The sequence below is a fragment of the Stenotrophomonas sp. INTA L402-1 genome (assembly GCF_059295135.1).
Genome location: NZ_JCAFWP010000047.1, coordinates 1 through 25,466 on the forward strand (window position 1 = coordinate 1; position 25,466 = coordinate 25,466).

General features: G+C 62.4%; 20 protein-coding genes. 6 read left to right on the forward strand and 14 right to left on the reverse strand.

Going from position 1 to position 25,466, the window contains the following annotated elements:
* A partial coding sequence (locus AC5O77_RS19480; RefSeq protein WP_494507083.1) for a hypothetical protein occupies positions 1–214 on the forward strand: 214 nt, incomplete at its 5' end.
* 278 nt (positions 215–492) lie between these two features.
* Here AC5O77_RS19480 and AC5O77_RS19485 read toward each other — a convergent pair.
* The 5 genes from AC5O77_RS19485 to mblB form a co-directional block, all read right to left on the reverse strand.
* Positions 493–1,311, reverse strand: coding sequence for a DUF6650 family protein (locus AC5O77_RS19485; RefSeq protein ID WP_158704746.1), 819 nt, complete (start codon positions 1,309–1,311; stop codon positions 493–495).
* Between the two features lie 266 nt (positions 1,312–1,577).
* Positions 1,578–2,675, reverse strand: coding sequence for a CBS domain-containing anti-phage protein (locus AC5O77_RS19490; RefSeq protein ID WP_106469634.1), 1,098 nt, complete (start codon positions 2,673–2,675; stop codon positions 1,578–1,580).
* Positions 2,676–2,899: 224 nt separating this feature from the next.
* On the reverse strand, positions 2,900–3,253 hold the full coding sequence (locus tag AC5O77_RS19495; RefSeq protein WP_106467334.1) for a hypothetical protein: 354 nt from the start codon (positions 3,251–3,253) through the stop codon (positions 2,900–2,902).
* 639 nt (positions 3,254–3,892) lie between these two features.
* The gene (gene cap2-3, locus AC5O77_RS19500; RefSeq protein ID WP_263469107.1) at positions 3,893–6,163 is read right to left on the reverse strand and encodes an anti-phage 6A-MBL system cap2_3 protein; all 2,271 of its coding nucleotides are present in this window, start codon (positions 6,161–6,163) and stop codon (positions 3,893–3,895) included.
* Positions 6,160–7,338: an anti-phage 6A-MBL system MBL-fold protein gene (mblB, locus tag AC5O77_RS19505; protein ID WP_263469108.1), complete on the reverse strand. Its 1,179-nt coding sequence runs from the start codon at positions 7,336–7,338 to the stop codon at positions 6,160–6,162. The genes cap2-3 and mblB overlap by 4 nt, the downstream gene beginning before the upstream one ends.
* Before the next feature lie 111 nt (positions 7,339–7,449).
* Between mblB and AC5O77_RS19510 the strand changes: the two genes are divergently transcribed.
* Positions 7,450–8,352, forward strand: a complete 903-nt coding sequence (locus tag AC5O77_RS19510; RefSeq protein WP_197610166.1) for a BrxR family transcriptional regulator — start codon at positions 7,450–7,452, stop codon at positions 8,350–8,352.
* A 12-nt stretch (positions 8,353–8,364) separates the two neighbouring features.
* Here the strand turns inward: AC5O77_RS19510 and AC5O77_RS19515 are convergent, their stop codons facing one another.
* The 3 genes from AC5O77_RS19515 to AC5O77_RS19525 form a co-directional block, all read right to left on the reverse strand.
* Positions 8,365–8,979, reverse strand: a complete 615-nt coding sequence (locus AC5O77_RS19515) for a hypothetical protein (RefSeq protein WP_197610164.1) — start codon at positions 8,977–8,979, stop codon at positions 8,365–8,367.
* Positions 8,980–9,355: 376 nt separating this feature from the next.
* On the reverse strand, positions 9,356–9,919 hold the full coding sequence (locus AC5O77_RS19520) for a single-stranded DNA-binding protein (RefSeq protein ID WP_293794727.1): 564 nt from the start codon (positions 9,917–9,919) through the stop codon (positions 9,356–9,358).
* 170 nt (positions 9,920–10,089) lie between these two features.
* Positions 10,090–10,485 (reverse strand): hypothetical protein, encoded by a 396-nt coding sequence (locus tag AC5O77_RS19525; RefSeq protein ID WP_071227796.1) that lies wholly within the window; start codon positions 10,483–10,485, stop codon positions 10,090–10,092.
* Positions 10,486–10,623: 138 nt separating this feature from the next.
* Here AC5O77_RS19525 and AC5O77_RS19530 point away from each other — a divergent pair, with 138 nt between their 5' ends.
* The 3 genes from AC5O77_RS19530 to AC5O77_RS19540 all read left to right on the forward strand — a co-directional run bounded on the left by AC5O77_RS19530 (position 10,624) and on the right by AC5O77_RS19540 (position 16,287).
* The gene (locus AC5O77_RS19530; protein ID WP_032129583.1) at positions 10,624–11,655 is read left to right on the forward strand and encodes a LacI family DNA-binding transcriptional regulator; all 1,032 of its coding nucleotides are present in this window, start codon (positions 10,624–10,626) and stop codon (positions 11,653–11,655) included.
* Between the two features lie 132 nt (positions 11,656–11,787).
* A complete protein-coding gene (locus AC5O77_RS19535) occupies positions 11,788–12,690 on the forward strand; it encodes an ABC transporter ATP-binding protein (protein ID WP_494507084.1) in 903 nt (300 codons plus the stop codon).
* A 12-nt stretch (positions 12,691–12,702) separates the two neighbouring features.
* Positions 12,703–16,287 (forward strand): ABC transporter permease/M1 family aminopeptidase, encoded by a 3,585-nt coding sequence (locus AC5O77_RS19540; protein WP_494507085.1) that lies wholly within the window; start codon positions 12,703–12,705, stop codon positions 16,285–16,287.
* 76 nt (positions 16,288–16,363) lie between these two features.
* Here AC5O77_RS19540 and AC5O77_RS19545 read toward each other — a convergent pair whose 3' ends face one another.
* The 6 genes from AC5O77_RS19545 to AC5O77_RS19570 form a co-directional block, all read right to left on the reverse strand.
* Positions 16,364–16,657, reverse strand: a complete 294-nt coding sequence (locus AC5O77_RS19545) for a hypothetical protein (protein WP_478058000.1) — start codon at positions 16,655–16,657, stop codon at positions 16,364–16,366.
* Positions 16,654–17,118 (reverse strand): GNAT family N-acetyltransferase, encoded by a 465-nt coding sequence (locus AC5O77_RS19550; RefSeq protein ID WP_478058001.1) that lies wholly within the window; start codon positions 17,116–17,118, stop codon positions 16,654–16,656. The genes AC5O77_RS19545 and AC5O77_RS19550 overlap by 4 nt, the downstream gene beginning before the upstream one ends.
* Positions 17,119–17,227: 109 nt before the next feature.
* The gene (locus AC5O77_RS19555) at positions 17,228–17,614 is read right to left on the reverse strand and encodes an SseB family protein (RefSeq protein ID WP_478058002.1); all 387 of its coding nucleotides are present in this window, start codon (positions 17,612–17,614) and stop codon (positions 17,228–17,230) included.
* Between the two features lie 122 nt (positions 17,615–17,736).
* Complete coding sequence (locus AC5O77_RS19560) at positions 17,737–19,452, reverse strand: alpha-amylase family glycosyl hydrolase (protein ID WP_494507086.1); 1,716 nt, start codon at positions 19,450–19,452, stop codon at positions 17,737–17,739.
* Positions 19,452–20,939 (reverse strand): MFS transporter, encoded by a 1,488-nt coding sequence (locus tag AC5O77_RS19565; protein ID WP_478058005.1) that lies wholly within the window; start codon positions 20,937–20,939, stop codon positions 19,452–19,454. The genes AC5O77_RS19560 and AC5O77_RS19565 overlap by 1 nt, the downstream gene beginning before the upstream one ends.
* Complete coding sequence (locus AC5O77_RS19570; RefSeq protein ID WP_494507087.1) at positions 20,936–23,128, reverse strand: glucosidase family protein; 2,193 nt, start codon at positions 23,126–23,128, stop codon at positions 20,936–20,938. Before AC5O77_RS19570 ends, AC5O77_RS19565 begins: the two co-directional genes overlap by 4 nt.
* A 237-nt stretch (positions 23,129–23,365) precedes the next feature.
* On the opposite strand from AC5O77_RS19570, the gene AC5O77_RS19575 reads away from it, so the two are divergent.
* Positions 23,366–25,417: a glycoside hydrolase family 97 protein gene (locus AC5O77_RS19575; protein ID WP_494507088.1), complete on the forward strand. Its 2,052-nt coding sequence runs from the start codon at positions 23,366–23,368 to the stop codon at positions 25,415–25,417.
* Positions 25,418–25,466: the final 49 nt, after the last annotated feature.

Consider the following 25,466-nt stretch of genomic DNA (forward strand, 5'->3'; position numbering starts at 1 on the left):
TCAGGTCGGAGAAATTGAACAGGTCACCAAGGTCGAGCAGTTGCTGTTGGATGGGCACAAAAAATCCGATGCCAGAAGACTGGCATCGGATTCTGATTGGCTCAGCTGCTTAAGTGAACAGCATTACCGCATGAGCGGGGCTTTCTTTTGTGCTGCAGGCGAGCGTTCGATCAGAACGGTTGGGAATACCAAAAGTGACAACAAATCCCCATAGAACCGGTAAAGCGGGGTTCCAAACGCCTGAACTCCCTCGAATGTAAACATCTGCGCCCGTCGGTGCAGAGTTTTCACACAGCTCACGTCGGGGTGCTAATGCCAGCAGCGCTACAGCTCCACCACTAGACAGGACCAACGTCCCTCCGTTGACCATCGCCAAAGAGGCAAACCGCGCAGCCTACCCTCGGCGGGTCTCCGATTCAAATGAGCTCCCGCCATCCCATTGGGCGCTCCACCGAGCCCGCGCCGTACAGAACCACTGGGCATCGCTAAGAACTAAGGTATTTGTGAAATCGGCCGGGATGCTTGCAAATGCCGATAGGCGTCTAGGAGCTCATTGCCAAGCTGGTATTCAAGATCTTCTGCGATCTCGATAACTAATGGGATAATTTCTTCCCGCAGAGAGGCGAGATCACGACAGAACTTCCCGAAGACAGGATCTCCACCATCGCACCTCAACGTAGCAAGATGCGGGTTCGCCGTAAGGAACTTTTGGATCGAATTCCTCATCCGTTGCATACGCTTCCATGCGAAATCGTCCCTCGACAAGTGACCAGATAACTCAGTGATTCTAGCCCTTATCTCCACCAACGATATCGCGACTTGATCAGGATACTCTACATCGAGCGCGTCAAAAAAAACACGCCGCCCCTCGATGTAACCTAGGAAGCTATGGCGTTGGGCGACGTTTCGGCTTCGTGCGTACAATTCGAAATGAACGATATCGAAATCCTTACCAACAAGCTTCGAAACAAATGTCTGATGCGCCTTTTTCCAATCCCGCAGCATTTGTATTGGGTACGCACTGGGATCATCGTCGATGAGGCCATGGCAGTTCTTGCATAGCCATATTCCGTTCTCCGCAGACTTCAACTTCGCCTCTGTCATCCTCACTTCGGAACGGGGTCCTTGGGAACTGGCAGCAACAATATGCGCAGCTTCAGCGATCGCTCTAGCTTTGCCCGTTGTCGTTCCATAGGACGTGAAGCGGCAACAAGTCGGATTAACGCAGAACAGGTGCGCTTCAAATGCAATCTCCCTCTTCACGCCATCCGCGAATTCGACGCGTTGGTCAGCTCCTTTCTTCTTAGCCACGAGCCCCTCTATTTTTATATGTCCTCGTTCCAATGCGAACGGCTCCGCCATTCTAGACCAACCCACGAATCAACGTAATCTCCATCAGGATCAGCGCCCCATTCTGACCCAATCGCATTACCCACCAACTTCGATGCGGGCAACGAATGGCCTCCACGTCTATAAACTAAAATCATTCCATGGCCACCGCTCCTACAGCCACGCAGTCCAGATTGACAACGAGCAAATCGTCACCCCAGGTCAGGGAGAAAGATATCGATACAGATCTATCGATCCAAGACTGGAGCCTGTCTATCCTTCAGTTCATGAATGAATTGAACAAAATTTCGCAATGATCCGCGCTCAACGTCAGTTATCCGGTCAGAATCGAAGTGCATGACATCGTTTCTAAGTTGCCGAACGACGTCAAGCTCTCGCACAAACACTGCTCGGTCGGCCTTCAACCCTAGCCTGGCCCAGTTGGCGGGGTTTTCGATCAGCCGAATATGCTCTCCGATCGTGAGGTCCGCAACAGACTCAATTACTCGATTTGGATCATTCTCATTACGAACTGCGGCAAGTTCCTCTTGAGTGAATCGACCATCAATCAACGAACGGATGTGATTTTCAATCTCGCCAATTAGCAGAAATGGCTCAGCCAGGTCTTGGAACTGCTGGCTCAAATCAGTGGTGGTCAAGATGCCACTAATAGATCGCCGTTCATTACGAACAAGAACATACGAGCTCTCGATGATCCTGTTGATGACTTGAAATAGCGAATCTGTCTCTTTAACCTCAACATGTGGCCGCATGCATTCTCGAACAAACTGAGGCATAGGATGCCCGAGTGCCATTGCTGGGCCGATGCTATCCCAACTTACAACGCCTCGCACATCTCGCTCATTTGTCATGACTGGAAGTTGTGAGTAGTCATGTCGAAGCATGAGAGTCACTGCCTCCTCAAGCGAAGCATCAGGTCCAATTGTGACCAGCCTCAGTCTTGGGTCTAGTAAACGGCTCACGCGATATGCAGGCTCTACTCCGGCCCCGCCAACGAACTGGACTGGCGCGGCCCCTTGCTGCGGAGCAAGCTCCACTACTGGCTCCAGATCATTGTTCTCGAGCCGCTCTTCCGGTTGATCTTCGAGCGCCTGGGGCAATGCAAACTGAACCCGTCCATCTATATGGGAACTTTCAAAATCCGGAACGGTGACTAGACCAGCCTGCTCCAGAGAACGACGAACATGCCAGTTAACGTTAGTGCCACGACGCAGCGCATCAAACCAGCCAATGAGCTCGCGGACAGATATTGGCTCCGGTGCGCGCCCCCCTCTCAGGGTCTCCGCAATTTCGCCCAACAAACGATTTCTTGCCTCAACGTCCATTGTTAGTACCATCCAGATGATGAACCGACATCTATCGTGAACAAGAATTGACGTCGGCTCAAGGCTTAATAGGAACACTATCAGCTCAGGATCAAGATCGAGTCGGGCCTCTTAGGCCCCATCTTTCCTCTCCGCTCACCATGACCGGTGACTTGCTCCGCTTGTGCTAAGTTGTACGGTGCGCTCCCCGAAACATAGGCTCAGCCTAGTCATCGGCACCGCGCTTAACTATTGGGAGAGCTGCTAGGCTCTAACTTCTCAGCAAATTCACGCATCCATTCATTCTGCCTTTCACGCGCCTCTTCCGCGAGCATACTCCGCTCTTGCAACTGCTGCCTAAGGAACGGCATCGTGGTGTCATCTTCGTCAATCTGGGGCTTTAGACCAGCGCGAGCACGCAGCGCGGCAATCACCTCAATCGTGGCGACGCCAATTTTTGCATACCTCAACCGCCGGTCGGAGAAGTAATCACTGCGATCACCGGAGCCGTCATACTCTGCAACGAAGTCAAGATAGGCTTCAGCATTTGCGAGCTTGATAGGCAGACTATGGACTTGGTCGAGCAGATCTACCGGCATCGACCTCCACACAACGTCCAAACCTGACAGATCGAGCTTCGGAGAGGGCACTTGAACGACTAGTTCACCTTGCGGGCTGTTCGAGTAGTCGCGCTCTCCATGACGTGTTCCATCATCTGACACTACTGCCGCACATAGCGAAGCGAATGAATCTAAGGTAGCGGATACGGTGACCGCCAGATAGAGGAAGTCAGCCAGTCGGACTCTTTCATGGGCATCAGCCTCGCGACGCCTTGTAAGATACCCATTGATCCAAGTACCTGCGACAGCACCTATTAAAGCTAGAACTCCGGTAACAATAGGTATCCATGGCCAATTGCTGTTCGCCGCGCACGTGAGCACCTTAGCGCTCGCCGCAGCCACGAGCATTTGATTTGCGTCCAATGGCCCCATCATCGACTCCATGTAATGACCAGCCTGCTGCCACAGTTAAAGGGACTGGAGTACGTCTATTTGAGCACAAATAGCCCCGGGACAAGGCCCTGTCAGAGACCTCGCGGGAAGGCTTAGACTCCACTTCCAAGTCCAACACCCGCATTGAAGTAGAGCGTTGCTGACGCATTACCTTCATCCCAACCCAACCCGGCTCGGCTCGGCTCCCGGAAGAGCGTACTGCCGCCAAAGGGATAATTCGGCGAGCTACTCAGGACCACTGCTGCTCATTTCCCGTAGAAACACATCGACCCCATCCTCCCCCGCTATAAGCATCACTGCGGGATAGCCGTCAGTGCCTAGACGTTGTGCCAGGTGCGACAAGAGCTTTTGATCTTGCCCACTAGGAATGGCCTTGATTCCTCGCGGATGCGAATGCCATGCCCCCACCCAGCTGACCATGCCCATGGTTCTTCGTTGAGCTTCATCGATATCATCCTGAACACCCGCCTTTCCGCACTGGAAATCGATCGTTGTCGGTATGCTGTCATCGGGGGCTGGTCGGCCATCAACCAAGTGAATGGTCCTCAACTTGAAGTCGACTACGCCCAGTACGATCCCCCCCGTCTCAAGCGGAAGCGCCTGCTCTCTCGCCGCCATGAGTTGGTCTTCCAGACCTTCGTCCCACATCACGTTCCAGTCATCGATCTTCCTGGAAACCGTTCTTCTAACGCCAATGCTAATGTGACGCACGCAGCCATCGCCCCCTGCATCCCACACGTCAATGCTTGCTTCCGCCCCCAGTGCCCTCACCCGAATCTGACCAGCAAGTATCGAGGCGTGAAGTAGGACCGTTTCATAGGCGAGAACCGACGATACGTCACGACAGCTCGCACCGCTACGGATGGAGGCCCCGACTGACTGGAGGTGTGACAGTCCCCAATCCTCCCGAATGATGGCTCTGTAGTACTGAGCCTCGAGCGAGCCGCCTCTTGTGGTTCTGGCCTTATCCTCTGCCAACAGCACACAACTCGCACCGGAAGGGGTCAGAAACGTCGTCATTCCGCGAGGCAGATCTGCTTGCGACCAGATGCGCGAGACCTGAACTGTTGTAGATGCATCGATGAGAAGGTCGGCTCGAAGGAGACAGCTTTGGACTTCCGCACTCTCCAAGTCAGACGCTCGCTCCTTCAGCGCGGCTACATTTGGATCATCTATCCCCAACGCGCTGCGAACATAGTGCCGAACGACCGCGACCTTCGGAACACCAACCTGGTCCCGGGTCCCAATGTGTCGAACGACGTTGTGCGGAGCCAAGACGTCCGGATCAATGTAGTCCCACCAGCCCCAGGCAGATCGGCTCCACATGCTTATCAGCGCGCTGCCCAATGATCCAACCCCCGCGATCACACCTCGAAACTGCCCACCCTCAATGCCGGACCAACGAAGAGCATCACTCCTGTCCAGACTTGTACTAACCTCCACGTGCGCGACACTTAGATCCTGCCACCCACTGTTCGGCCACTCGTGCTCATTGCCAAGCAGAAGGCGGGTACATTCGACTTCCCCATCTGTCCCGAATCGGCCCAGTGCTTCAACTTGGAGGCCCAAGGTCCTAAGGCTGCACTCCATTCGGAAGCCAATGACGTCGGTCCGCTCGATGACTCCATCGCGCTGCCGAGGAACCTGAAGGATCAGTATCAGTGGGCTGTCGCCAGGCTCAAGCCTCGCATCGCGGAAGCGCTGGTATGCGTCTTGAACTGCAACCGCGAGCGCCGGCATCAAACTAACCCCATTGGCCACGAACACCGACTCAAGATCGCCAAGAGTCGAAGGCGGTGAACTGAGAGGTGGATGCCCCACCGGTTCGAGACTGACAACCAGCAAGCGATAGCGGGGAATTTCACTATTGCCGTTGAAGGTCAAAACCCTGGTGCGATAAGTGACCCCTCCTTCCCACAGATGGGCATCAAGGAAGGCCAGCTCCTTCTTTGGATCCTTCAAGACCTCAGCAATGTTGGGAGGAAGCATGAGCCATTCCCCCCTGCTATAGAACATCGGCTCAAGAGCGCGGTCCACTGCGTGAATCGTACCGTCCGCAGTCTTCTCCAACCAATCTAGAATTGCCTTCAGTAGCGCCTGAGGCGTGAACTTGTGCTCAATCAGCTCCCAGTCGCCCTCAACAATGCAAAGAGACGGCGGCCCCTCATCTCCCGTCGAGTTCTGATGAAGGGTTACCGGGAAGCCCATTCGGAGGGGGCGAGCCTCGAACGGGAATCGAGCACCATCTCGATACAGAAGCGCAATTCGTTCGATTCTTGCAATGCCGGCGTCGTTGCCGGGAGACACCGCGCCGTCGCCTACATCAGCAACAATGATCTCTGCGGCGAATGGTTCATCCAGGCGACGAAGCTCAACGACATTGAAGTGAGGATGAGCGTTACAGGCGTTGAGCAAGGCCCGCATTCGGATGTCACGAAGAGGATCGACCTCTTCATCCGGGATTCTCGCACCCCACTCCAAGAAGTCATGATTCACTTTGGGGAACCTGCTCGGGGCGCAGCAGCAAGGGCTGCGACGGTAGTCGAACCCGCTCCCGCCTTTTTCACCCGCACACTACCGTGTGAAACTTGAAGATCCAGAGGAGCCTGATTCCAGTAGTTCGGGTGTTCGCCGGTACACATGAAAATGCCTCCAACCGGCTCCAGGATGCTCAGGTATTCGCGCTTAGCGCGAATGCATGGCGGGTCCTTTTCATCGTCCAGAATGCGCTTGGAGCTGGCGACAACCATAGCGCCCCTGCGCGCTTGACCCAATGCATCTCGCGCATCAGGTGAGACCAGAGCGTTCTTCCCCTTCTTGGACCAACTGTCCCATGAAAGAGAGTGCCACGAGCAGTGGTGCGGGGCTTGGAGAAGGTCATACTCCAACACTTCAGGTTCATCCTGATATTCCTTCCAGAGCAGCTCCCAGATGTAAACCTCAGCATCTCCACCAGTCAGGAACTTGCAGCGAGGGCGCCCAGGCTCAATCGAATCCAGCTCGAAATTCATGACGATACTGGAGTTGTTCTTCTTGAGCTCCTCCACGACATCCGCGTCATCGCAGAGAATTGGGGCAATCAACCTCGCCTGGAAGTAGTTGTTGAGAACCCCGTTGACCCGATTGAACTGCGCACCTGGCTTGATGAGAATTGAGCTGAGGTCATTCGTCTTCCCCTCCACGTCCTCCCCCATCAGCAGGACACGCTCACCATCCCTATTCCCCAGGCCCTTGCGGAACTGACTGACACGACGCTTTGCCTCAGAGTTGAAGGCCACCGCATCGCTACAGAGGACATGATTCTTTGAACGGCGACGGAAAATCAGAGGCGACGACCATATCTCACGAATGACAATACGCTTGTCCTTGTCATCCTTCTTGTCGTCGGGGTAGTCCTCAATGGGACCCAGGTAGAAGTGCCTTGAGAGGCCCAGGCAATGATCCGCATCCGGGTGGCTCAACATGAACGCGTCGACGTAAGGTCGACCGTTGCTATCACGTCGTAGCCGATCGCGTAGATCCGCTGCTACATCGCGGGCATCTGTGTCATCAGGATCGTCTGCTGCTGCTCGAATGTTAACGTCGATCAAGATAGAAGTAGCAGCCGGATCCGAGAGTCGGATCAGGGTCATGTCACCGCAGCCAACCGGGAAGAACGTGATAGTGCTCATTCAGGGTGCGCCTCATCGATGTTGAGCCACGTACCGTGGCCGCTGGCTGCACTATACTACGAAAAACTATGATGTCATAAAAATTAGCACATCTCTTGAGGTAATTTAGGAATGCCTTTTAAAAACAATGAGTTGGACAGCCCACCCAGCAAGAAGGAGCGATGGGGGCAAGCTCGCCGCCTAGAGTTCATCGATACGCGTCTCCTCTGGGCCGGGAAGGTCAATCGATCAGATCTGGTCGAGTTCTTCAGAATCTCACCAGCCCAAGGGACGCTAGATTTCGCGGAGTACGCCAGGCGAGCGCCTGACAACGCAGCCTACGATCCCAAGGAAAAGGCGTACATCGCCCTAACAACCTTCTCACCAGTGTTCACAGAAGCATCGAGCGCTCGATACCTGGCTGAGCTCTATGCCCTATCCACTGGATTGCTGAGCAACGACTTGAGCTTCTTGGGATTGCCGCCTCCAGCAGAGGTAGTGAGCTTTCCCACCCGCCGTGTAGATGTTTCGCTTCTTCGGGAAACGGTGGACGCGATTAGGTCCCGGGCAGCGTTGGAGATCACATATCAGACGATGAAACGTCCGGCACCAGAGATCAGGACTATCACTCCTCTCTCCTTGGGCTACGACGGCTTCCGGTGGCATGTCCGCGCTTTCTGCCATCTGCGCAAGGACTACCGCGATTTCGTCTTCGCCCGAATCCTGCAGGCTCGACGCGCCGGAAACGCACAGGCCACGATCGAAGATGATGAGCAATGGAACCGTTTCATCCAAGTGATAGTCGCTCCAAATCCCGAGCTTCCGGAAGGCGCCCAGCGAGCGATTGAGCTGGACTACGGAATGTCTGAGGGGAAGTTGACGCTAAGATGCAGGCAGGCAATGGGCTACTACCTTCTTGCGCGCCTTGGCCTAAAGGAGCAAGAGAACGAATCAGCTCGTTCGCAGCAGATCATCCTCGCCAACCGCGCTGAGCTAGCCACATTCCTTCCAGCCATTGTCAGATCTACACCCTAGAAGTGGGCAAAGTCAGGCAGAGGCCGGTGTAATCGCTACTGCCTCTGCGCCGTCAATAGCCAGTACCGTACGGATCAAACGAGCACCCGCCGATCGAGCAGCCAAGCATGCGCCCAAGTACTGGACGACAAACACAGCAACGACAGCACCTCCCGCAAATCCGAAGCCAATGATCGATAGCGCGATCGGAGCTATGACAGTAACCAAGGCCGAAACTGCTGCCAGTTCGCGGAAGGTAAGAAAGCGGCGATTGGCATCAAGTACGGATTCATCGTTGCGATGCTCCCGATAGATCTTGTACCAGAGGCGCTGCTGCGCCTCCGGCTCTGAAGGAAGCGGCCCTCTACGAGCAGTCACCGCATCGGCATCGATTCTGGAGTCTGCATACAAGTGACTCGAGAATGCCCAATGACCTGGCAACGTGTACTTCGTCCGCCAGAAGACAAGAATTGCCTTTAGCTCTGGAGGAAGGATGGATGTGATCAGATACAGCACCGGCGGACAGAGCACTGTCGTTAGCGCGCTGACAATGACTTGAGGCTCAACCGGCCCCCATCGCCAATCCGGAATCAGCGCGAAAGTGAGCATCACCATATCAAAGGCGACAAACGCGCCAAGCCACTTCATCAGCCCCTTCTTCGCAGACACGCCTCCCCCCGAGTCATTCATATGGTCAAGACCTGAGCAGTCCCTTGCTTGGCCGCAATTATGCATCGCGGGAACGCAGGAAGCTCGATCCACCTCTCGCACGTCTCATCCTAATAACCAAAGACGGAAGCGACAGAACAATGCACATCTGTACCAGAGTCGCCCAGAGTTCTACCCAAACGCTTCGTTCGAGAGTGTCCCAACCAACTCCCGATCAATGCCCCCCACGGACTGATGTTCCCAAAGGTAGTCGGTAAGCCGAGAAATCGGCAACCGATGGAAAACGTTAACAACAAAAAAAGGCCCTTGGCAAATGCGCTAAGAGCCCTTGTTAACAGATACTAAAAGGTATCTTCTAGAACGGAATATCGTCGTCAGCGAAGTCATCCATCGGCGGCGCCTGCTGCGGCTGCGGGCGCTGGTTGCCACTCTGGTTGCCGTAACCGCCACCCTGGTTGCCGCCCTGGTTGCCATAGCCGCCGCGCTGGCCACCGCCACCGCCGCCGTACTCCTGGCGCGGCGCCTGCTGGCGCTGCGGGCGATCGCCGCCGTAGTTGCCGCCACCGCCGCCACCGCCGCCTTCACCACGGCCGCCCAGCATCTGCATTTCATCGGCAACGATGTCGGTGGAGTACTTCTCCACGCCGTCCTGGCCGGTGTACTTGTCGTAGCGCAGGCTGCCTTCGACGTAGACCGAGCTGCCCTTGCGCAGGTACTCGCCGGCGATCTCGCCGAGCTTGCCGAAGAACACCACGCGGTGCCATTCGGTACGTTCCTGCTGGTTGCCATCCTTGTCCTTGCGGACGCTGGTGGTGGCCAGGCTGATGCGGGTGATCGCCATGCCGCTCTGGGTGTACTTCACGTCCGGGTCGTTGCCGAGGTTGCCGACCAGGATGACTTTGTTGATGCCGCGCGCCATAGATGGATTCTTCCGTTGTCCGGGGCTGGACCAGTGATAGCACACCCGACGGGGTGCCGATACGCTGGACCTCCCACGGTTGCGAATGGGGGATATCGGAACGAGGCATCTTACCATTCCCTTCGCCCCCGGCCCGTCGGGAATCCGGCCGATCCGGGTCGGAACCGGCCTCAACGAAGCAGGGGGCGATCCAGCAGCAGGCCGGTGACCCGCGTAACCTCCCCCACCGCCACCACCTTGGGCCCTTCATGGCAGTGGAAGCGCACGCCCGGCTGGATACGCTCCCGGTGCAACCCCGCCCTCAGCACCTCATTGACCACGGTCAGGCCCGCCAGAAGGGGCTCGCCCACCGGCAGCGGCAGCTCGGTCGCCCAGCTGTCGCCCTCAGCGTGCCGGAAGTCGGGCCAGATCATGAACAGCTCGGGTGTCCCGGCGTCATCGGCGTAGGCGAAGTCCCAGCGGATACCGTTCCGGGCCGGGCTGCGTCGCCCGCCCTCCTCCGGCGCGAGGATACGGATCCGCGCCTCGAAATCATCCGGAACATCCGGGTACAGGCGAAAGGACACCGCTTGGCTCCATCAGGCTGTGGCACTGACCGTCGCACACCCGCGACCTTGACCACAAGCGGCGTCGGCCAGGACGGCCGGCAGCCACCGCATGGCATCATGCCCAGGCACCTTCCGCCTGCCCCCTTCCGCGTTCCCATGACGATCAAAGGCAAAGCCACCTCCCTGGACATCGCCCACCTGGCCGGGGTCTCCCAGCCGACCGTGTCGCGGGCGCTCCGTGGCAGCCCGATGGTCAACGCCGAGACCCGCGAGCGCATCCTGCGCATCGCCCGCGAGCTGAACTACAAGGTCGACAAGAACGCCTCCAGCCTGCGCCTGCGCAACGCCGGCACCCTGGCCCTGCTGTTCTTCGAAGACCCGACCAACGACGACTCGCTGATCAACCCGTTCTTCCACTCGATGCTGGGCTCGATCACCCGCGCCTGCGCCCTGCACGGGCAGGACCTGCTGGTCTCGTTCCAGCAGTTGTCCACCGACTGGCAGGCCGACTACGAGGACAGCAACAAGGCCGACGGCATCATCCTGCTCGGCTACGGCGACTACCACGAATCGCGCGACCGCCTGCAGCGGCTGGTCGAACAGGGCACGCACTTCGTGCGCTGGGGCGCCGCCCTGCCCGGCCAGCCCGGCGTGTCGATCGGCAGCGACAACTTCCAGGGCGGGCATGACATCACCACCCACCTGTTGCAGCAGGGCTGCCGCCGCATCGCCTTCCTCGGCCATGCCTCCAGCCATTACCCCGAATTCCAGGAACGCTACCGCGGCCATGTCGCGGCCCTGCAGGACCACGGCCTGGCCGCCGAACCGGCGCTGCAGCACGATGCGATCACCACCGAGGCTTCCGGCCAGGAGGCCTGCCAGGTGCTGCTGGCGCGCGGTGAACCGATCGATGCGATCTGCGCCGCCAGCGACCTGATCGCCATCGGTGCGATGCGCGCGCTCCGCGAGGCTGGCCTGCGGGTGCCACAGGACGTGGCGGTGACCGGCTTCGACGACATCCCACTGGCGGCCTCGGTATCCCCGGCGCTGACCACCGTGCAGCAGGACACCAAGCAGGCCGGACAGCTGCTGGTGGAGCGCCTGCTGGCACTGATCGGCCGGCAACCGGTGGAGAGCCAGAGCATCCCGGTGAAGCTGGTGGTGCGGGAATCTTCGCTGCGCGGGTAAGCGCTGCCAGGCCACCGCCCCACGCCCCAACGTGCGACGGCGGAATTCTCCCCCCATGACCAACGGCGGATGCGCACGGAGGCTGATGCGCGGATAACGCGCAGACATCGCCCATTGAAAGGTGTACGTCGCATGCTGAAGATCGATTCGCTGTCCAAGACGTACGCCAACGGCGTGCATGCCCTCAACAACGTCAACCTGGACATCCCGCGCGGCATGTTCGGCCTGCTCGGCCCGAACGGCGCCGGCAAATCGTCGCTGATGCGCACGCTGTCCACCCTGCAGGAGGCCGACAGCGGCACGGCCGTGCTCACCATCCCCGGCGAGACACCGATCGACGTGCTGCGCGACAAGGACGCGGTGCGCCGCCGGCTGGGCTACCTGCCGCAGGATTTCGGCGTGTACCCGAAAGTCAGCGCGCTGGACCTGCTGGAGCATTTCGCGGTGCTCAAGGGCCTGACCCAGCGCGCGCAGCGCCGCGAGGTGGTCGATGGACTGCTGCAGCAGGTGAACCTGTGGGACGCCCGCAAGCGCAAGCTGGGCACCTACTCCGGCGGCATGCGCCAGCGCTTCGGCATTGCCCAGGCGTTGCTGGGTGACCCGCGGCTGGTGATCGTCGATGAACCCACCGCCGGCCTCGACCCGGAAGAACGCAACCGCTTCCTCAACCTGCTGGCGGCCATCGGCGAGAACGTGGCGGTGATCCTGTCCACCCACATCGTCGAGGACGTAACCGATCTGTGCCCGACGATGGCGATCATGAACAAGGGCCAGGTGCTGCTGACCGGCCGTCCTGCCGAAGCCATCGACGCCCTGCAGCACCAGGTCTGGCGCAAGCAGGTCGATCCTTCTGAACTGGCCGACCACGAAGCGCGCTATGTGGTGCTGTCGACCCGCCTGGTCGGTGGCCGCCCGGTGATCCACGTGCACAGCGCCAACGACCCCGGCGACGGCTTTGCGGCCGTAGCTCCCGACCTCGAGGACGTGTACTTCCAGCGCCTGCGCATGCAGGCCCGTGCCCGCGCGGCAGCCTGAGCGGAGCACGCCATGATCCTCAACTTCTTCCGCTTCGAGCTGCGCGAGCAGCTGCGTTCCCCGCTGCTGTGGCTGCTGGCCGGGCTGTTCGCCCTGCTCGCCTTCGCCGCCGCCTCCAGCGACGCCGTGCAGATCGGTGGCGGCACTGGCAACGTGCACAGCAACGCGCCCACCGTGATCGCGCAGATGCTGGGCATCTTCACCCTGCTTGGCATGCTGGTCACCGCACTGTTCGTCAGCAATGCGCTGTTGCGTGACTTCGAACTCGGCACCGCCGAACTGATCTTCGCCAGTCCGGTGAAGCGCCGCGATTACCTGGCCGGGCGCATCGCTGCCGCCCTGGCGGCCGGGCTGCTGGTCTACGTCCTGATCGCGTTCGGCCTGTGGCTGGCGCCGTTCATGCCGTGGGTCGATCCCGAGCGCATGGGCCCGATCAGCTGGCAGGGCTATGCGTGGACGTTCGCGGTCATCGTCATTCCGAACCTGCTGTTCACCACCGCGCTGCTGTCGCTGCTGGCGGCGCTGACGCGCTCGATCCTGTGGGTCTACATCGGCCTGGTGGCCTACCTCGTGCTGTATGGCGTCAGTGCAGCCCTGCTGCGCGACATCGACAACACGTGGATCGCGGTGCTGAGCGAACCGTTGGGCATGCGCGCACTGGGCCGCACGATCCGCTACTGGTCCACCGCCGAACGCAACAACGGGATTCCCGAGCTGGCCGGTTACCTGCTGGCCAATCGCGCCCTGTGGTTGGGCGTGGCTGCCGCGCTGTTCACCGCCACCTTCGCGCTGTTCCGCACCGAACGCAGCGGCAGTGGCCGTCGGCGCTGGGGCCTCAGGCAGGCGCAACCGGTTGCCGATGCCGGCGCCGTCCGCCCCACCCGCGCAACGCTGCCGCGCGTGGTACCGGCGTTCACTACCACCACGGCGTGGCAGCAGTTCCTGCGCCAGGTCCGCTTCGATACACGTGGCGTCCTGCGCAGCGTGCCGTTCATCGTGCTGCTCGTGCTCGGCCTGGCCAACTTCCTGCCCAGCGCGCTGTTCCGGCAGACCCTGTACGGCACCTCGATCTGGCCGGTCACCTCGCAGATGATCATGGGCCTGCAGGGCGCCTTCAGCTGGCTGCTGGTGATCATCGTGCTGTTCTTCGCCGGTGAGCTGGTCTGGAAGGAACGCAGCGCGCGCATCAATGAAGTGACCGATGCCATGCCGGTGCCGAACTGGGTGCCGCTGCTGGCCAAGTTCACTGCACTGCTGGCGGTGATCATCTGCTTCCAGGCCGCCGGCGCGCTGGCGGCGATGGGTGTGCAGCTGGCCAAGGGCTACACGCATCTGGAGCCGCTGCTGTACCTGCGCAGCCTGGCCCTGGATTCGGTGGTCTACATCCTGATGGGCGGCCTGGCGCTGGTGCTGCAGGTGCTCACCAACAACAAGTTCGTCGGCTACGCACTGCTGATCGTGGTGATGATCGGCCAGGGTGTGCTCGGCCTGCTCGACTACACGCAGAACCTGTACAACTTCGGCAGCTGGCCCAACGCGCCCTATTCGGACATGAACGGCTACGGCCACTTCCTGACCGGGCAGCTGGCGTTCCAGGGCTACTGGGACCTGTTCCTGCTGACGTTGATGTGCCTGGCATCGGCATTCTGGGTGCGTGGCGTCAGCCAAGGGCTGCGCCAGCGACTGGCCCTGGCCGGCCGCCGCCTGCGCGGTCCGACCGGCGTCTTCGCTGGAGTAGCGGCCTTGGCCTTCATCGGCGTGGGCGGCTGGCTCTACTGGAGCACCAACATCCGCAACGAGTTCATCTCGCCCGACCAGCAGCTGGATCTGCAGGCCCGCTACGAGCGCGAGCTGTCGAAGTACCGCACTTTGCCGCAGCCTCGCATCGTGGCGGTGGACAACCGCGTGGACCTGTTCCCCGAATCGCAGTCGATGGTGATCGATGCGAACTGGACGGTGCGCAACACGCATGCCGTGCCAATCCAGGACGTGCATGTCTCGATGGGCGACGACAAGCAGCTGGTCGCGGCTGACCTGGGTGGGCAGACCTTGTCGATGCACGACGCCGACCTTGGCTACCGCATCTACCGCCTGGCCGCGCCACTGCAACCGGGTGAAAGCCGCAACGTCCACTTCCGGGTGGTGCAGAAACCCAATGGCATCACCGCCGGCCAGGCGCCGAGCAACATCGTCGACAACGGCACGTTCTTCAACAGCCGCGTACTGCCGTCGTTCGGCTACAACGAAGGCGCCGAGATCAGCGACCGCAACGAGCGGCGCAAGCGCGGCCTGGGTGAGCCGCGGCGCATGCCCAAGCTGGAAGACGAAGCCGCGCGTGCCAACACCTACATCTCCAACGATGCCGATTGGCTCGACTTCCGCACCACGGTCTGCACCGCACCGGACCAGGTGGCGCTGGCGCCGGGCTACCTGCAGAAGGAGACCGCGGTGAATGGCCGCCGCTGCTTCAGCTACGCCATGGATCGGCCGATGCTGAACTTCTACGCCTATCTGTCGGCACGCTGGGAGGTGCGCAAGGCGAAGTACAAGGACATCCCGATCGAGGTCTACTTCGACCCGGCGCACGGCTACAACGTGGACCGGATGATCGAAGCGGTGCAGAAGTCGCTGGCCTACTACGAAGCGAACTTCACGCCCTACCAGCACCGCCAGGTACGCATCATCGAGTTCCCGGGCTATGCGCGCTTCGCGCAGTCGTTCGCCAATACCATCCCCTACTCCGAGGCCATCGGTTTCATCGCCGACCTGCGTGACCCGGACAAGGTGGACTACGTGTTCTACGTAACCGCGCACGAGATCGCGCACCAATGGTGGGCGCACCAGGTGATCGGTGCCAACGTGCAGGGCGCGACGGTGCTGTCCGAATCGCTTTCGCAGTATTCTGCACTGATGGTGATGGAGCAGGAGTACGGCCGCCAGCACATGCGCCAGTTCCTCAAGCGCGAACTGGACGGCTACCTGTCCGGCCGCGGCGGCGAGGCCATCGAGGAACAGCCGCTGGAACGTGTGGAGAACCAGCAGTACATCCACTACCAGAAGGGTTCGCTGGTGTTCTACCGGCTGCGCGAGGAAATCGGCGAGCAGGCGCTGAACCGTGCGTTGAAGCACTTCCTGCAGGACAAGGGCTATCAGCAACCGCCGTACACCACCTCACGCGAACTGCTGGACTACATCCGGGCCGAGACCCCGGCCGACCGCCAGCAGCTGGTCACCGACCTGTTCGAGAAAATCAGCTTCTACGACAACCGGGTGATGGCCGCCAGCGCCCGCAAGCGTGATGACGGCCGCTACGAGGTGACCCTGGACCTGCACGCCGCCAAGCAGTACGCCGACGGCAAGGGCAAGGAGAGCGACGGCACGATGGATGACTGGGTTGAGATCGGCGTGTTCGCCAACGGGCCCTCCGGCAAGGAACGCGACCAGAAGGTGCTGTATCTGCAGCGCCACCACATCACCAGCGCCGATCCGAAGATCACGGTGACGGTGGATGAAAAGCCGGATGAAGCAGGCTTCGATCCCTACAACAAGCTGATCGACCGGGTGAGCGATGACAACCGGCGCAAGGTGACGATGTGAAGTGATGGAGCGCCGGCGGTTGCGTCGGCGCTCCGCATGCCGCATGTAGTGCCGAGCCATGCTCGGCACAGCGCCTTCAGCGCGCCGCCGCCTTCGGCCCCAGCAACGCCAGCAGTACATAGACCACGATCGAGGCGACGGTGCCGAGTGCCGCCGACAACCCGAAGGCCCAGGCCGACCGGCCCTGCTGGCGCGCCCACTGCGCCAGATGCCAGGCCGCGCCCAGGTTGATCAGCCAGGCGATGACGAACACCGGCCACAGCACCATGCCTACCGCGCGCAGCACGGGCATGGACACCAGCGCGACGACGATGGCTGCGATCAGGAAGATCAGGGCCGACCGCGAATGGCGAGGTGCGGGGGCATTCATGCAGCCACCCTGCGCACCATCACCAGCACGCGATAGCCATGGCTGTCAGCTTCCTGCAGGGGCTTCCAGCCCAACCGAGCGTACAGGCCGCCATCCAGCGCTTCGGTCTGCAGATACAGGTCGGAAACGCTCATCCGCACCGCCTGCGCCGCGGCCTGTTCCACCAGCGCGCCAGCCAGCCCACGCCCGCGATGACTATCGGCCACGAACACGCTGCCCAGCCAATGCTCGTATTGCGGGAAAGCCGGCATCTCCCTGCGCTTGAGCTGCACCGCGCCGACGACCTGACCGTCATCGAAGGCGGCGATCAGGTGCGGAAAGCCTTCGGCATCCTGCGGCGGATTCAGCCGCTCCAGTTCCTGTTCAAGCGACAGACCGGCGTCCTGGCCCCATTCCGCGTGGTACCACCGGGCCAACTGCTGCCGTTCCGGTGCGTCGGCGGTTAATACCCTGAATTCCATGGCAATGCCTCTATCCCAATGTCATCCAAGGGGATCACGGACGGCGCTCGAAGGGAAGCCTTCTGCAGCGTCGAGCCATGCTCGACTCTGCAAACAGCACGGCGACGGCTCAGCCCTGGGCGAAGTCCTTCAGGATCTCGCCAACGCCACTGGGCGAGATCTCGAAGCCCAGAGGCGTACCCGGGTTGATCACGACACCGTAGCCGCTGGGCACCCGGCGCAGCACGTCCAGCGTCAGCCAGCGGATCTGGTGTTCGGCCTGCTGGCTGTAGATGCCCACCCGCGACGGATCAGTGAACACGGCCACATGCAGGGTGCCCTGCTTGTCGAACAGCAGCGGGTCGAAGCCGCTGCCGTCGGGGGTGACCAGGCTGCCGGTCAGGAGCACCACCTCGGAGGCGACGAAGGCTTCCATGAAGGCGCGGATCGGCACCGCCCCGTCCATCGCCGCCTTCAGCAGGGTTTCGATCGGGGTCTGCGGGGCGAGGTCGGTCATGGCGGTACGGCGGGGCGTGAGGGGTGCCTATTGTGCCGGATGCAGGCAAACCAGGTAGTGCCGGCCGCTGGCCGGCACCTGAAGGTGCCATGGATTCATGGGTTGCCGGCCAGCGGCCGGCACTACCGCCCCAGCCGCTGATCCCGCGCCCGCTGGTCGGCCATCGCCTTGTCCAGCTCGGCCTGCAATGCCGGCTGCTGCACGGCGGCGTCCAGCACGTACACCTTCACGCCGTGCGCGGGCACGTCGGCCTTCAGGGAGGCATCCACCTGCAACGAACCGCCGTCCAGTGCATCGCGCCAGCGGCCTGCCTGCACGTAACGCGCTACGGTGAAGGTTCTGGCCCGGTCGCCCTTGTTCAGCAGCACCAGCGCGGTCTGCGCCACGTCGCCCTGCTGCAGCACGCGGAAGAACACCGCCTCATCACCCTGCAGCCGCTCGTTCACCTGCAGGCCGCGCTGCAGCGCCGGGGTGGCTTCGCGCAGTTTGGCGATGCGCTGCAGCGGCGCGAAGATCGGGCTCTGCGGGGCAGCGTCCACGCGCGGTTGACCGAAGTAGGCACGGTTTCCTGCGTGCTCGGCGCGACCACGCATGAAGCCGGTTTCCGAGCCGTAATAGACCACCGGAATGCCGCGTGCGGTGAACAACCAGTTGTGCGCATCGATGAAGCCGTTGTCGCTGGCCTGCAGGCGCGGCATGTCGTGGTTGTCGTAGAAGCTCATCAGCTCGTACGGATTGGCGTACGGGCCGCCGGTCAGGTGCAGTGGCTCGGCCAGGGTTTCAAAGCCCTTGCCGGCGATGCCGAAGGTCTGTTCCAACGCGCCGCGCAACGGGAAATCCAGCACGCTCACGTTGGCATTGGACGGCCAGGTGTGTTCGGCGATGCTCGCCGCGTTGTAGTCGAACGCTTCGCCGAACATGAACATGCCCGGATATTCAGCGCGGATGCGTTTGACGAAGGCATGCCACCACGGATGCGGCAGCCAGCCGATGGTATCGATGCGCAGCGCATCCACCCCTTGTGCAGTCCACTGCAGGTAAGCACCCACCAGATAATCCATCACCGCCGGATTGTCCTGGTTGAAGTCGGACAGTTCAGCCAGGTTGCCATCGAAGATCGAGCCGTCCTTGCTGTCGACCGGACCGATGTTGTTGTAGAACGCGTGCAGCGGGTTGTGCTTCGGATCCAGCTCCTGCGGCGGCAGGTTCTGGTGGTCGGCGATCAGTGTGCCGTCCTTGTCGAAGATCTGGCCGAACTGCGGCTGCCGCGTCGGCATGGTCCAGGCCGGCGAGCCGTGGTTGCCGACGATGTCCAGCACCACCTTCAGGCCTGCGCCGTGCAAGCCCTTGGTCAACCCCGCGAAGTCCAGGTCTTTGCTGGGCAGGTGCTCATCGAGCTTGTAGAAGTTGATGCCCCAGTAGCCGTGGTAGCCGGTCTTGCCGCGATCGGTCAGCGTACTGGTGCAGCTGATCGGCTTGCTGCCGGTGAACGCCTCGTCCGGGTTGTCGATGATGGGGGTAATCCACACCGCACCAAAGCCGAGGTTGCGGATGTACTGCGCATTGTCGAGCACACCGCGGAAATCACCACCGAGATAACCGATGTTGCCGTCCACCTTGTCCGGGCACGGCACCGGGATATCGAAGGTGCGGTGCGTGCCGCCCTGGTCGCGATGGTCGTTGGACGGGTCGCCGTTGACGAAGCGGTCGGTGACCACGAAGTACACCGCATCGCTGGCAAACGGTTCGGTGGTGCCCACATAGTCCGGGCGTGGCGCGGCCGCCGCATGGCCGGCCAGCAGTACCAGGGAAACAGCAACAGACAGCGCACCACGCATCACACTACCTCCGGACGGGACGGAACCCGCAGCACGCACAGGCCGGCGACGAACAGGCTGCAGCCGCCCAGCACCAGCACATGCATCGGCTGGCCACCCAGCCAGGCGCGCAGGGCGAAGCCGAGCGCACTGGCCGCGACCAGCTGCGGGATCACGATGAAGAAATTGAAGATGCCCATGTACACGCCCATCTTCGATGCCGGCACACTGTCGGACAGCAGTGCGTATGGCAGCGAAAGAATGGATGCCCAGGCGAAGCCGACGCCGACCATCGACAGCAGCAGCCAGTGTGGGTCGCGGATGAACATCAGCGACACCAGGCCGGCACCGCCCAGCCACAGGTTGACCAGGTGGCTCCAGCGCAGGCCGATCGCACGCACCATCGGCGGGATCAGTACCGCGGCCAGCGCAGCGAAGCCGTTGTAGGCGCCGAACAGCACCCCCACCCAGTTGGCTCCCTCGTTGTAGGCCTCCGACTGCGGATCGGTCGAGCCGAAGTGGATACCGGCCACCGCGGCGGTGGTGTAGATCCACATCGCGAACAACGCGAACCACGAGAAGAACTGCACCCACGCCAGGCGACGCATGGTGACCGGCATCGCGCGCAGATCGCCGACAATGGCGGCCAGCATGTGGGTGCCCGGCAGCGCACGGGCGAGCGCAAGCAGCACGCCGTAACCCGCACACAAGCCCGCCAGCACGTACAGCATCTTGTCGCCCTGCCGCCAGGCGATCAGCAGCGCCAGCACCACGCCGAGCCCCAGCCACAGCGCCACCTGCGTCCACGGCGCCGGGCCACTGATGGCAGTCCCTGCGTGGTGCGCTGGCGGCTCGGCATCATCAAAGCCAGCCAGCTCCGTCGGTGAGTACTCGCGGGTGCTGACCACCGTCCAGGTGATCGCCGCCAGCAGCACCACCGCACCGAAGTAGAACGCATAGCGCACGGTATCGGGCACTTCGCCGGCAGCTGCGGTATTGGCCACACCAAAATGGGCGAGGATGAACGGCAGGAAGCTGGCGACGATGGCGCCGATACCGATGAAAAAGCTCTGCATCGCGTAGCCGACCGGTCGCTGGCGCGGTGCCAGCTGGTCACCGACGAAGGCGCGGAACGGTTCCATCGACACATTGATCGAGGCGTCCAGCACCCACAGCGTGCCAGCGGCAATCCACAGCGTTGGCGAGTTCGGCATCACCAGCAGGGCCAGTGTGGTCAGCACCGCGCCGATCATGAAGAACGGACGGCGGCGGCCCCAGCGCGTCCAGGTGCGGTCGGACAGGTAGCCGATCACCGGCTGCACCAGCAGGCCGGTCAACGGCGCAGCGATCCACAGCCCCGGCACCGCGTCCATGTCCGCGCCCAGGGTCTCGAAGATGCGGCTGGCATTGGCGTTCTGCAGGGCGAAGCCGAACTGGATGCCGAGGAAACCGAAACACATGTTCCAGATCTGCCAGAACGACAGCTGCGGTTTGGCGGGACGACTCATCGTGCGCCCTCTTCCATCGCCACCGGCGCCACCGTCAGTGCCTGCACCTGGGCCTGGTTGAGCACACCATCACGCCCGCCCTTGCCGCCGGTGTAGTGCGCGAAGTGCTGCAGCGCGCTCATGTTGAAGCCCTCTTCAAGCGTGACCGTGCACCGCCCCTTGGGCACCGCGAATGTTGCCGAGGTCGAATCCTGCACCGCCACGCTGTGCGGCAGGGTGACCGTATGCCGCTGCAACGGCTGGCCCGGGCACTGCAGAACCAGCTGCTTGACCGCAGCGGTGACGCCGGTGTTGATCGGCCCGTTCGCGTTGCGGTACTGCAGGCGCAGGCGCACCTGCCCGGCCTGGGCCGCGGTGAACTGCCAGCGTTCCTCGCCCTTCAGCACCTGCTGCGGACCGACGCAGAGCGTCGGGCTGTGCAGCGACTCCAGCGCACCGTCGCGCAGGGTCAGGCTGAGGCAGTGCTGCAGGCCATCATCGCTGATGTGCACCGGGCCATTGCTGGCGACGAGGGCCCTGCCGTCCTTCCACAGAACCTGCTCGGCTTGCACCGGAACGTTCCAGCCCGTGCCCATGCGCAGGGCCTGCGGTGCCGCCGGTGTTACGGGCGCACGCGCGTTGGCATCCGCAGTCGTGGCAGCGAAACCGGTTGCTGCCGGGGCAGCGACCAGCTGCACCGTGGTAGTCGTACCACGTGTGATGGTGCTGCCGGCCACCAGCAGGCCATCGCCCACGTTCTGCGGGCGCTCCAGCACATAGCGCCTACCGTTGGCTTCCAGCGTGATGCGGGGGTGCGTGCCGAACAGCTCCGGCACCAGCACGGCCGGCAGCTTGGGCTGAACGCGGCCATCGTCCTGCACACCGAACACACCTTCGAGCACCATCGACAGATAGCCGGCCACCGACCACAACTGGCGTTCGGAGTTGACCACCGGGCCGCTGAGTGCGCCTTCGTCGACATGCACGGCCTGGCTGACCAGCTCGTAGTTCTCCATGTTGGAACCGGCCAGCGCGGCGCCCTGCATCAACGAGCGGATCTCGGCGGCGATGCGTGGTGCATCATCCAGTTGCCGCGCCGCACGCAGAGAGTAGGCGCTGACGAACGGCCAGATCGCGCGGTTGTGGTAGATCGGCTGCTGCGACTCCTGCGGCCAGACCACCGGGCTGCCGGCCGGCCCCAACGGGTAGGCCGCCAGCGCACGGCGCGCACGCTCGCCCGGCAACACCTCGGCGAGGATGCCCAGCGACAGGCCGAGCAGATCGACCTTGGCGTAGGGCACCGGGTGCGCGGCTTCACCGATGTAGCTCATGTACTGGCCCATGTCCTCGCGCCAGAAGCGCGCATCGATCTGCTGCGCCAGCGCATCTGCCCACGCCTTGTAGTCGGCCGCGCGGGCATCACCATGCTGGCCGGCCAGGCGTTCGGCCAGGCGCAGCGCCTGATAGTGCAGCACGTTGGTGGACAGCGCATAGGAGTCGCCGATGAAGCGCACGTCCTCGCGGGTCCAGTCCGGATAGGTCTGCTCACGCCAGTCCAGGAACGAGGTCTCGCCACGGTACAGGCCCATCTGCGCGTCGAACACCATCGCGCGGTCCTGCGCCAGCGTGCCCTGCAGCGCCTGCCAGACCTGGTCGGCAAACGCGCGATCGTCCAGCAGGTGGCGTGCCGCCAGGAACCACACCACGCGGTCGCTGCTGATCGGCCAGCTGCCGCCGGAACCGGTGTCCTGCGCGACGAACAGGCCGGGCGTATGGCCATCGCGCGCCGCCGACAGCTTGAACTGCAGCGACTGCCGCGTGCGCTGCGGGTCCAGCCGCGCCAGCGCCAGGTCGGCGGCGAAGCTGACATCACGGGTCCACACGTAGGGCCAGCGCGCACCAGTCTGGAAGCACTCGCACGGCACCGGCCGGCCCTCATCGAATGCAGGATCGCGGATCGCATCTACGCGGTCCTGGTCCATCTCCTGCTGGGCCAGCGCGAACAAGGCATCGAACATCACGCTGCCGGTCTGGCTGCGCATCGGCATGGGCGCGATGCGCACCTCCCCCTTGGGCGCATGCAGCACGTAGCTGCCGTTGGCAGCGGTCTCGGCGCGCGCATGGCGGCCGTCGAATTGCAGGTCGGCCGCCTGCGCGGTCGATCCCAGCGCTGCCCCCAGGGCAGCGGTCAGGCAAATGATCTTCAGCATCGAAGCGGCGGACCGGCTTGCGCCCGTCGGCCTCCCTCCCTCTCTGCACGCGTTGTAGGTCCGCACCGTCGTTGCCGGCGGGCGGGCGCGGCCCCTCCCTCAAGGTGCCTTGGCCCCATGGTAGACGCGGCGCTGTCGGCTGCGTCCAGTTGCATACGTATTCATGGCGTTGCGCGGTAGCGGGCCTGCCGTGCTGGCTTATGGTCCGGGTCTGCCAACGGCGCCTTGGGAGGGGAAATGCCGATGTCACCCACTGCTGTACGCGCGGTGTTCGCGCACCTGCTCGGTCTGGCTCTGCTGGGCCTGGCCACGCTGGCGCAGGCCGCGCCGCAGGTGGCCAGCGTCGAATCACCGGGAAAGGTGCTCAAGGTTAGCCTGGTGCTGGACGGTGGCACCGCGCGCTATCGCGTCGAGCGTTTCGGCGAGACCGTGGTGGAAGATTCGAAGCTGGGCTTTGCCTTGCGCGATGGGCGCCTGGACCGGGATTTCGCCCTGCTCGGCCAACAGCAACGCAGCGTCGATGACCGCTGGGAACAGCCCTGGGGCGAGCGCCGGATTACCCGCAACCGTTTCAACGAACTGACCGTGCAGCTGGCCGAGACCACCGGCAGCAAGCGCCGGCTGGATGTGGTGTTCCGCGTCTACGACGATGGCCTCGGCTTCCGCTACGTGTTCCCCGAGCAGCCGAACCTGCACGAAGCGATCATCGATGACGAGCTGACCGAGTTCGCCATCGCGCAGGATTCCACCGCGTGGTGGATCCCTGCCGGCGAACCGATCCACTACGAGTACCTGTACCAGCGCACGCCACTGCGCGAGGTGCCGCTGGTGCATACGCCGATGACCCTGCGCAGCCGCGATGGCCTGCACGTGGCGATCCATGAGGCCGCACTGGTGGACTACGCCGGCATGTGGCTGCGCCGCACCGAAGGCCAACGCCTGCGCGCGCAGCTGTCGCCTTCGGCCGAAGGCTGGAAGGTGCGCCGCACCCTGCCCTTCGCCACGCCGTGGCGCACGCTGCAGATCGCCGACCGTGCCGGGGGCCTGGTCGAATCGGACCTGATTCTCAACCTCAACGAGCCCAATGCGCTGGGCGACGTGAGCTGGGTGAAGCCGGCCAAGTACCTGGGGGTGTGGTGGTCGATGCACCTGGACAACGAGAGCTGGGCGACCGGGCCGAAGCATGCGGCCACCACCGCGAAGACGAAGAAGGTGATCGACTTCGCCGCCGCGCACGGCTTCCGTGGCGTGCTGGTGGAAGGCTGGAATCCGGGCTGGGACGGCATGTGGGTGGGCAATGGCTACGACTTCGATTTCACCCGTGCCACGCCCGATTTCGACATTGAAGCGCTGTCGGCGTATGGCCTGAACAAGGGCGTGCACCTGATCGGCCACCATGAAACCGGCTGCGCCATCGAGCACTACGAGGAGCAGCTGGACGCTGCGCTGGACCTGTACGCGCGGCTGGGCGTGGACCAGTTCAAGACCGGCTACGTCTGCGATGACGGCCAGGTCGACCGCCGCGATCCGGCCGGTGGCCCGCTGTGGCGCGAGTGGCATGACGGGCAGTTCATGGCGCGCCACCATCTGAAGGTGGTGCATGAAGCAGCGCGCCGCCATCTGTCGGTGAACCCGCATGAGCCGATCAAGGACACCGGCCTACGCCGCACCTATCCCAACTGGATCTCGCGCGAAGGCGCACGCGGCATGGAGTACAACGCCTGGGGCCAGCCGCCGAACCCGCCGGAACATGAGGTCAATCTGGTGTTCACCCGCATGCTGGCCGGGCCGATGGATTACACCCCCGGCATCCTCAGCTTGAAGGGCCGCCACGGCCAGGCCATTCCCAGCACGCTGGCACGCCAGCTGGCGCTGTACGTGGTGCTGTACAGCCCGATCCAGATGGCCGCCGACCTGCCCGAGCACTACCTGCAGCATCGCGAGGCATTCCGTTTCATCGAAGACGTCGCGGTGGACTGGGAGCAGAGCCGCGTGCTCGATGGCGAAGTGGGCGACTACGTGACGATCGTGCGCCGCGACCGCAACAGCCGCGACTGGTTCCTCGGCAGCATCACCGACGAGCACGGCCGTGTGCTGCCGGTGTCGCTGGGCTTCCTGGAACCGGGCGTGCGCTACCGCGCCGAGATCTACCGCGATGGCGAGGGCGCGGATTTCCGCAGCAATCCCTTCGCATTCGCGCGCGAAACCCGAGAGGTGACCAGCGCCGACGTGCTGACGCTGGTGCTGGCACCGGGGGGTGGGCAGGCCATTCGTTTCACGCCGCTTTGAATGCCGCGGTAGTGCCGGCCGCTGGACGGCCTGTCTCTTATACACATCT

Coding starts and splice junctions, on each gene's coding strand:
- AC5O77_RS19535 (WP_494507084.1), top strand. CDS start 11,788: ATGCTGAAGATCGATTCGCTGTCCAAGACGTACGCCAACGGCGTGCAT.
- mblB (WP_263469108.1), bottom strand. CDS start 7,338: ATGAGCACTATCACGTTCTTCCCGGTTGGCTGCGGTGACATGACCCTG.
- AC5O77_RS19570 (WP_494507087.1), bottom strand. CDS start 23,128: ATGCTGAAGATCATTTGCCTGACCGCTGCCCTGGGGGCAGCGCTGGGA.
- AC5O77_RS19555 (WP_478058002.1), bottom strand. CDS start 17,614: ATGACCGACCTCGCCCCGCAGACCCCGATCGAAACCCTGCTGAAGGCG.
- AC5O77_RS19515 (WP_197610164.1), bottom strand. CDS start 8,979: ATGAAGTGGCTTGGCGCGTTTGTCGCCTTTGATATGGTGATGCTCACT.
- AC5O77_RS19530 (WP_032129583.1), top strand. CDS start 10,624: ATGACGATCAAAGGCAAAGCCACCTCCCTGGACATCGCCCACCTGGCC.
- AC5O77_RS19490 (WP_106469634.1), bottom strand. CDS start 2,675: ATGGACGTTGAGGCAAGAAATCGTTTGTTGGGCGAAATTGCGGAGACC.
- AC5O77_RS19560 (WP_494507086.1), bottom strand. CDS start 19,452: ATGCGTGGTGCGCTGTCTGTTGCTGTTTCCCTGGTACTGCTGGCCGGC.
- AC5O77_RS19575 (WP_494507088.1), top strand. CDS start 23,366: ATGCCGATGTCACCCACTGCTGTACGCGCGGTGTTCGCGCACCTGCTC.
- AC5O77_RS19510 (WP_197610166.1), top strand. CDS start 7,450: ATGCCTTTTAAAAACAATGAGTTGGACAGCCCACCCAGCAAGAAGGAG.
- AC5O77_RS19550 (WP_478058001.1), bottom strand. CDS start 17,118: ATGGAATTCAGGGTATTAACCGCCGACGCACCGGAACGGCAGCAGTTG.
- AC5O77_RS19540 (WP_494507085.1), top strand. CDS start 12,703: ATGATCCTCAACTTCTTCCGCTTCGAGCTGCGCGAGCAGCTGCGTTCC.
- AC5O77_RS19495 (WP_106467334.1), bottom strand. CDS start 3,253: ATGCCGGTAGATCTGCTCGACCAAGTCCATAGTCTGCCTATCAAGCTC.
- AC5O77_RS19565 (WP_478058005.1), bottom strand. CDS start 20,939: ATGAGTCGTCCCGCCAAACCGCAGCTGTCGTTCTGGCAGATCTGGAAC.
- AC5O77_RS19545 (WP_478058000.1), bottom strand. CDS start 16,657: ATGAATGCCCCCGCACCTCGCCATTCGCGGTCGGCCCTGATCTTCCTG.
- AC5O77_RS19520 (WP_293794727.1), bottom strand. CDS start 9,919: ATGGCGCGCGGCATCAACAAAGTCATCCTGGTCGGCAACCTCGGCAAC.